This window comes from Bacillus cereus group sp. BfR-BA-01381, from assembly GCF_022663555.1.
Taxonomy (GTDB): domain Bacteria; phylum Bacillota; class Bacilli; order Bacillales; family Bacillaceae_G; genus Bacillus_A; species Bacillus_A pacificus.
The window spans coordinates 1-7,305 of sequence record NZ_JAKUFR010000147.1 but is presented as its reverse complement, the minus strand read 5'-3'; the positions used below and the strand labels follow the sequence as shown (position 1 = coordinate 7,305).

Genomic DNA, 7,305 nt, shown 5'->3' with positions numbered 1-7,305 from the left:
TCACATGCTGATACTTGGGCTCCTGCTTTCAATATTGGCGATACTCCTGCTCCGAAACTTGAGGGGCACGAACATTTCCCTGCTCCAAAACTAGAAGCTCACGGTGAAACTATTTAACACACCCCCCTAGCTATATAACTAGGGGGTTATCTTTTCATCCTATTGACATCCCATGCATACTTTCTCAACTTTTATTTTAGCACTGTGCATGTGACGTCATTTTCTTAAGATTCTATAGTCACTTGTGTTCCCTTTCCCCCAAAAAACATAGAAAACACTATAAAAACACAAGGATTGACAGGTTTTACAAGCTCTAAAAAATTCAGAATATTATTTATCAATAAAAATTCCATATAATTACTTTTTATTGTGTTACCATTATAGTTACAATTATATAGAAAAATATACAAGGGGGCTAATATGAACATTTCATTAAAGGGACATACATATACAACAAAACATTTAGAAGCTTGGTACCATGCAATCTTAACGCAAAACGTTAAGGAAGCACAAATTCAGTTTCAAGAAGCTAAAAAAGAACATGAAGAAATGTTTTTGAAAGAAACAGAAACATTTCCACTTTATCATTTATATTACGCATTACTTCAGTTCCGACATACAGCTCTGACAGATGGACTATCAATCACGAAAAATAGTTTTCAAATCATAGAAGACCAAGAAAAACCAGAAGATAAACATTTATCTTATCTATATCATTATTATAAAGCGATGCATTTAACAGCTATCAATAAGTATCAGGAAGCAGGCGAATATTTCTTAAAAGCACAGGCACTCTTATCCGGACACACTCAAATTGAACATGCTGATTTCTATTACCGATTTGCAACTTATCATTACCATCAACAACAACCAAGTTTTGCGATTGTAAATGCTTCTAAAGCATTAGAAATTTTCGAATCGCAACACGGATGTGAAAGAAATATTTCTTCCTGTTTAAGTGTACTTGGTGCTTCTTATGTAGACGTAGGACATTTTGAACAAGCTGAAGAAAGTTATAACAAAGCATTAGATATTCTTCAAAAATTAAATGAGGAATCATTACAACTTTTTGTGCGTGGTAATTTAGGACTATTATACGCAAGTCAAAATCTATCTGAAGAAGCAATCCGTCACTTGACGCAAGTCGTCGAAAAAATCCCATCTCACTACAAAGCTATATTCTTACTTGCACAAGAACATGAAAAATTAGGACTTATAGACAAAGCAAACCACTACATTAAGATAGGGAAACAACTTATTTCTGAACTTGGTAATGAAGAGTATAAACATCATTTTGCTATATTAGAAGTTTTCACGAACCAGAATGAATTAGATCAAATTGAACCGATTGTTTTAAAAGGAATTGAATACTTCAATAGAGAATCCTTATATAGTTACGTTTCTGAATATCTTGAAAAACTAGCTCTTGCGTTTTATAACAAACAACAACATGAGAAAGCAAGTTTATACTTCTTTAATAGTACAGTAGCAAAAAAATCAAATGAAAGAGGGTTAAAGAAATGAAAAAAACAATTGGTAAAATCGCTATAGGTATTGCTTTTACGGGTATTGCTGCATTTGGCTTAAACGCAGGTTTCACAAATCAAGCTGGACATGCTCACTTCCCTTCTCCACCTGCTCCTTCTTTTTCTGAGGGACATACTGGCGGCGCTCCTGCATTAAACATCGGCGACACTGGTGGCGCCCCTGCTAATTCTGAGCATGGTACAGGTATTTAAGTTACCAAAATTGAGATTTATTTAGTTTTCAATTTCCATATCTATTCGGAAACCATTTAATATAGCAAATATTATGTATACGCATGATTTCTATTGTGATACACTCTACCCGAGAGAAATCTCCAATACATATGTGGTTTTCAAGTCTAAAAAATACACCTAGTAATTAGGTGTATTTTTATTTTACCTCTCTATCTAATAATTAAAGAATACTCCCCTAAAAATCCCAACAAAAAAACCGAAGAAACTACCTATACTTCGGACACTTAAAGTACCACGAACATTGCGATTTTTAGTGACACTCCGTATCCAACCTCACTTTCATCCCATGCCTAAAGGCGATAGCTCTCTTGCTCAGGAAAAGCTGTAACCTCTCCATTCATGATGATTTTATTTTTCGGATTGAATACGACCAACTTATAATCATTACAGTTACAGATTGTAGAAAATAGCAACCATCGTTCTTATGCAATCTTGCATACTGTAACTTTTAAATATATTCAACACGAATGCTAAATTCTTGAATCACAGCAGGTAAACAGATTGATGATGAAGAAAATAATGTGATGCATCATATTTTTCAAAGCTACATGTATAGTCGTAGTCTATTACATTATGTAGGAGCGGAGTTAATATGTTAAAGAAACCAAACAGATTACAGCCAGGTGATATCGTGGCAACAGTAAGTCCTTCATGGGGAGGCGCAGGCGATTCTGAGATAAGATGGCGTTATGAACAAGGAGTAAAGAGATTAGAAGAAGTTTTCGGTCTTACGGTTGTTCCCATGCCGAATAGTTTAAAAGGTAGCGAATTCATTTATAACAACCCACAAGCTCGTGCGGAAGATTTAATGACAGCATTTCAAGATACGCGCGTGAAAGCAATTATTGCGAATATTGGCGGTCAAGATAGCATTCGCCTACTTCCCTATATAGATTTTAATGCAATACGTGAAAATCCGAAAATTTTTATGGGATACTCTGACGTTACCATTTCACATTTATTTTGTCATAAAGCAGGAATTTCCTCCTTTTACGGTCCAGCAATTTTGACCGACTTTGCCGAAAATGTAGAGATGGATCCATATACGGTTGAAATGGTAAATCGAACTCTCTTTTCCAATGAAATGATTGGCGAAATTCAACCAGCGCCTGAATGGACGAGTGAGCGTTTAGAATGGATAGAGGTAAATAAAGATACAAGGCGTACGATGCAGCAAAACAATGGATATGAGTTACTTCAAGGCTCTACTACTGTACAAGGACGTTTAATTGGTGGCTGTATAGAAGTATTAGAATTTACAAAAGGAACGGAGCTTTGGCCTGAGAGCAAACATTGGGAGGATAGTATTCTCTTCTTTGAAACTTCTGAAGATCATCCAGAACCAAGTTATATAAAGTATTGGTTACGAAATTATGCAGCGCAAGGCATTCTCCAAAAAGCAAAAGGCATCATTTTTGGTAAACCAAAAGACGAAATGTATTATGAAGAATATAAACACGAAATACTGCAAGTAATGAAAGAACATAACTTAGAAGATTTGCCGATTCTTTATAATTTAAATTTCGGCCATACTGAACCGAAGTTTATTTTACCTTACGGTGCGATGGCAGAAATTGATTGTGAAAATGTATCTTTTTCTATTTTAGAGAGTGGCGTGGAATGAAGTGTAACTTTAATCAGGGGGTCCATTCACATCGCTATCAAGCTAACATTTTGAAGTACTCCCAAAACAAAAATTTATTCTTTTCATAGGTAACCAAGGACATTTAGTTTATTTTTTTCGTTTTAGGGAACAATTAATTTCTTAAGTTGATAGCGATGTGGCGCTATCTCAAAATATAAAAATCTCCTTCAAAAAAGAAAGGCGCCTATACACCTTTCTTTTTTAACTCACTTGTACTCTCTTCAGCATCCAAAATCCCTTCGGAATCACTTTAATACATCATTGTACGGACCTAATTGCTTTTTAGAAAAGTAATGGATTGTCTCCTTACTTTTCAGTAACATATTTCCTTTTATAATTTTAAAAAATGATATTATAGTTTTTCAATTCTCATATAAAGTCTATTGACTGTATATATCTTTCTCTATATTCTTTAACAACATTTCCAACCTATCCCTAGTAACTTGATTAAAATGTGGATTTAATTCCTTTATTATGAATTCAAGTAACTCATAGCTTATGTATTCACCCAATTCCAGTGAATATTGTTCAGCCAAAAAAGACTTTAATTTTTTAGAGATATCAATCTTATCCTTTTTACTAATTTTTATCTCCATTCGATAACAAACCCCTCTTAGATTAATCTGAAAAGCTAATTAAAATAACTTTTTATTACCTGCGAACTGGTCACTGTTGCATATCATTTTTATATTTGAAGTATCTCTGTTTTATATATTACACAGCACAATATATAAAACAAAGCCCAAATACAGAATTTTTAACTTTATCAACTTTTTTAGGAATTCCAAATAAAATTAACTTTTTCATATTATTAAATTTTTTCTATAAATTTTTCATACCTTCTACCTTTTTGGCACTTTCGTTACCGTAAGTTGCAATTTTCCTCATTTTTAAAATAATACAACCTAGACTCAATGCAAAAAGTGAAATGAATAATATAACTGTAATCTTTTCACTTTTAAATTTTAGAGTAAATGAGGAAAGGGATGCTCCTCCCTTTTCATTATTTTGAAGAGAAAAATTTAGAAATTTTGTACGTCCAAACATGTACCAAACAAATAGTGTAAAAATAAAGAATAGTAATATCCCATAAAGAATAAAATACCATTCATAAAATTTTATAATATAATTAACTAGTAACGGAAACCCTAGCGCCCCAACCCCAAACCATACTTCGAGAATGCTAAATTTAGCAGCACTATTCCTTTCTGCTGAAATAATAAAGGAACCCATCGTAGTTTCTAACAAACCTGCTCCATAGCCTAATACAAAGCAAATAACAGTTAAATATGCCCATTCTTTAATATATATAAAACCTCCTAGAACGATGGATATTACTAAAATACCTAATGTTATTGTTTTAAAATAATGATACTTTCTTACTAGTATGGGTGAACTTAGAACACCAAATAAAAACCCGTAAATTGAAAAAATATTAAAACACCTAATTGATCAGGGGTTCTTCCATAATATTGTATGAATGAAGGAATTAAACTACCTATGCAAACATGTATTATTCCTACAATAAAATAAAACAAGCAACCATATCTAGTCCTTTATCCGGACAAAAAAATCGATCCAGTCAAAACTTTAAAATTGATAGTTTACCTGTAGGTACCAAAGAATTGAAATGGGTTATTGTACCTTCAGAAAAAGATCATCCTTCTACTATCTCTTTCAATGTAATGATTGATGTTCCCCTAGGTACTGATTCTATTCGTTGGAAAAATATTTCACATGAATTTAGGACTGAAGCTTACACAAATACCAAATATTATATCGCAAGTCCAATTGGTGCCACTAACAAATTCACTGTGCAAATTTATGCTATTACAAATTAGAAAATAAAGAATCCCAATGGAGTACCATTGGGATTCTTTTTCGATTTCATTTCGTAAACAATAGATGGAGATTAAATTTATTTGCAAATCATTTAAACCATTTGAGAATTTATATTTTGAACGGCCGTTTATTTCCAAAGAAAAATTCAAAAATATTAACTACATTTTCCTGCTTATCATTTACTCAAAACTGGCTTCCAAAGCGATAGGGCAAAAATCCAATTTGTGTCACCATTGCCTTGATAACCTTGAACTGCTTCATACACTTTCCCCTCATATACTACTCTATCACCTTTAGTATATGCTTTTCTCGCATCCCATTTTTCATATGTGGAATCCTCTGCCTTTGTTGTTACATCCAATACATCACTTCTACTAGATTCATTTCCAGCTAAATCAACCGCTGTTACTACATATTTATACGATGTATTAGCCTTCAATTCCTTATCCATAAAGTTAGACTCTTTATTTTAATACTAGTAGAATCATTTCGTTCATAGAGACTATCTTCAATTAATATTAAAAGCTACTTTCTGGTTGCTGTTGTCCATCTTCACCTATACAGTTAGTTTGTAAGAACCCTCCTCTTAAGGAAGGCCCTATCTTTTATCAGAAGTAGAATTCAATTTAATGCTTAGGGCAAACATTTTATCGCAGACACTATCAAAGGTACATTGCATCATTTAACAAATATTTTAATCCTACCGCTAGACTTACAATAAGTATAGACAAATATCAATTTCCGCACCAATACTATTGATAAAACCAATAGTATGTTGATCAAAACATAAAGAAGGGACTTCATTATTTTCTATTTTTACAACAACAGATAATTTGCATTTTAGATTATGTTTACTTTGCATATTAATTATTTCATTTTTTTTATGTTCCAATATGGAAATTAACTTTTTTACAACCTCTTCTGCATTAAGAGATTCTTCATACCCTGTTTCAATACTCCAGTTTGTTTCTTCCCGAATAAATAACGAATTACCTCTAATAAAGTCACCTTTTTTATAAGTCATCGTTGGTTCTAAATTAAATTGTTTAGTTAGCTCTTCTGGATTAAATATTTCTCCGAAAATGGCTAGTTCTACATTTATTAATGTACTCAAATTATTTAACACATCCCTATTAATATTTGAAGTAAAGGATAATAAATTTTATCCTTTACTTCATACTTATAATTCATTATAACTAAAAATCTAAAGTCATTTTTTCACAAATGACTTTAGATTTTTTTATTTTATAAATGAATCAGTTGGTATCGGAGTTCCTTTTCCACCTTTTAGGTAAATCCAAAGTCTTCCTGTTTTCTTATCCACATAGATATCATATTTTGAAATACTAACACTTCTACCCAAGTAGTCTCTTTTTAATTCGTGAGCATCAATACCTTTTCTTTTAAGGAATTTATCATCAACCTTATTTATACTCTTGGGAACCTGTTTCATTGCTGAAGTTACTGCTTGTTTTCCATACTTTTTTATTGCATATTGTATACCATATCTAGCCACAGCCGCTACTACTACAGGCCAAATAGAAGCACTTGCTTTTAGGGTATTAACTTCATATTCTTTTCCTGTTTCTTGATCAACGAATGTAGCTATAAAGTCATTTCCTTCAACTTCTTGTACATAAACATCAAAGTTTTGTTGGGTTTCTTCACCATTTTCATCAACCGTCTTACCGAATACAGTAATTCCCCCTGTTTCAAGGTTCATGTCGATATCTGTTGAAACTGATAAATCTGTTGTGTCTAAAGTTGTATTAACTACGACCTTTTCGTCTGTTTCTTTTTCTATATTAATCTTTAATTCATTTGAAACTTCAATTCCTAATTCTTTATTTACTTCAGATTCCACTTTACTTACATCAACGGAAGTTACTTTATCTTGTATTCCTGTATCTGCTTTTACATATTGTATATTAGGAAGTAAAGTAAGTAACATAGAAAACACTAATATTTTAACAATTACGTTTTTCATTAATCGATCTCCTCTTTCAATCTATCATTATTAATCCAGAACCATATTCA

General features: G+C 32.2%; 6 protein-coding genes and 4 pseudogenes. 4 read left to right on the top strand and 6 right to left on the bottom strand.

All coding sequences use genetic code 11. The features are described 5' to 3' along the window. The first annotated feature begins 420 nt into the window (after positions 1-420). The 3 genes from MR079_RS27105 to MR079_RS27095 all read left to right on the top strand — a co-directional run bounded on the left by MR079_RS27105 (position 421) and on the right by MR079_RS27095 (position 3,405). Positions 421-1,524, top strand: coding sequence for a tetratricopeptide repeat protein (locus tag MR079_RS27105; protein WP_242294982.1), 1,104 nt, complete (start codon positions 421-423; stop codon positions 1,522-1,524). Beyond that, complete coding sequence (locus MR079_RS27100; protein ID WP_242294981.1) at positions 1,521-1,739, top strand: hypothetical protein; 219 nt, start codon at positions 1,521-1,523, stop codon at positions 1,737-1,739. Before MR079_RS27105 ends, MR079_RS27100 begins: the two co-directional genes overlap by 4 nt. A 634-nt stretch (positions 1,740-2,373) precedes the next feature. Then, the gene (locus tag MR079_RS27095; protein ID WP_242294980.1) at positions 2,374-3,405 is read left to right on the top strand and encodes a S66 family peptidase; all 1,032 of its coding nucleotides are present in this window, start codon (positions 2,374-2,376) and stop codon (positions 3,403-3,405) included. 266 nt (positions 3,406-3,671) lie between these two features. Here MR079_RS27095 and MR079_RS27090 read toward each other — a convergent pair. The 3 genes and pseudogenes from MR079_RS27090 to MR079_RS27080 form a co-directional block, all read right to left on the bottom strand. Continuing rightward, positions 3,672-3,770 (bottom strand): annotated as a pseudogene (locus tag MR079_RS27090) (HXXEE domain-containing protein); the annotation flags it as partial. 36 nt (positions 3,771-3,806) lie between these two features. Then, a complete protein-coding gene (locus MR079_RS27085) occupies positions 3,807-4,022 on the bottom strand; it encodes a DUF2164 family protein (protein ID WP_000403244.1) in 216 nt (71 codons plus the stop codon). A 319-nt stretch (positions 4,023-4,341) separates the two neighbouring features. Continuing rightward, a pseudogene (locus MR079_RS27080) lies at positions 4,342-4,928 on the bottom strand (MFS transporter); the annotation flags it as partial. A 36-nt stretch (positions 4,929-4,964) separates the two neighbouring features. Between MR079_RS27080 and MR079_RS27075 the strand changes: the two are divergent. Then, positions 4,965-5,267: pseudogene (locus MR079_RS27075) on the top strand (hypothetical protein); the annotation flags it as partial. A 176-nt stretch (positions 5,268-5,443) separates the two neighbouring features. On the opposite strand, the pseudogene MR079_RS27070 reads toward MR079_RS27075, so the two are convergent. The 3 genes and pseudogenes from MR079_RS27070 to MR079_RS27060 form a co-directional block, all read right to left on the bottom strand. Beyond that, positions 5,444-5,728, bottom strand: a pseudogene (locus MR079_RS27070) (carbohydrate-binding protein); the annotation flags it as partial. 252 nt (positions 5,729-5,980) lie between these two features. Continuing rightward, the gene (locus tag MR079_RS27065) at positions 5,981-6,382 is read right to left on the bottom strand and encodes a DUF4279 domain-containing protein (RefSeq protein WP_000105602.1); all 402 of its coding nucleotides are present in this window, start codon (positions 6,380-6,382) and stop codon (positions 5,981-5,983) included. A gap of 126 nt (positions 6,383-6,508) precedes the next feature. Then, the gene (locus tag MR079_RS27060; protein ID WP_000800054.1) at positions 6,509-7,255 is read right to left on the bottom strand and encodes an SAR2788 family putative toxin; all 747 of its coding nucleotides are present in this window, start codon (positions 7,253-7,255) and stop codon (positions 6,509-6,511) included. Positions 7,256-7,305: the final 50 nt, after the last annotated feature.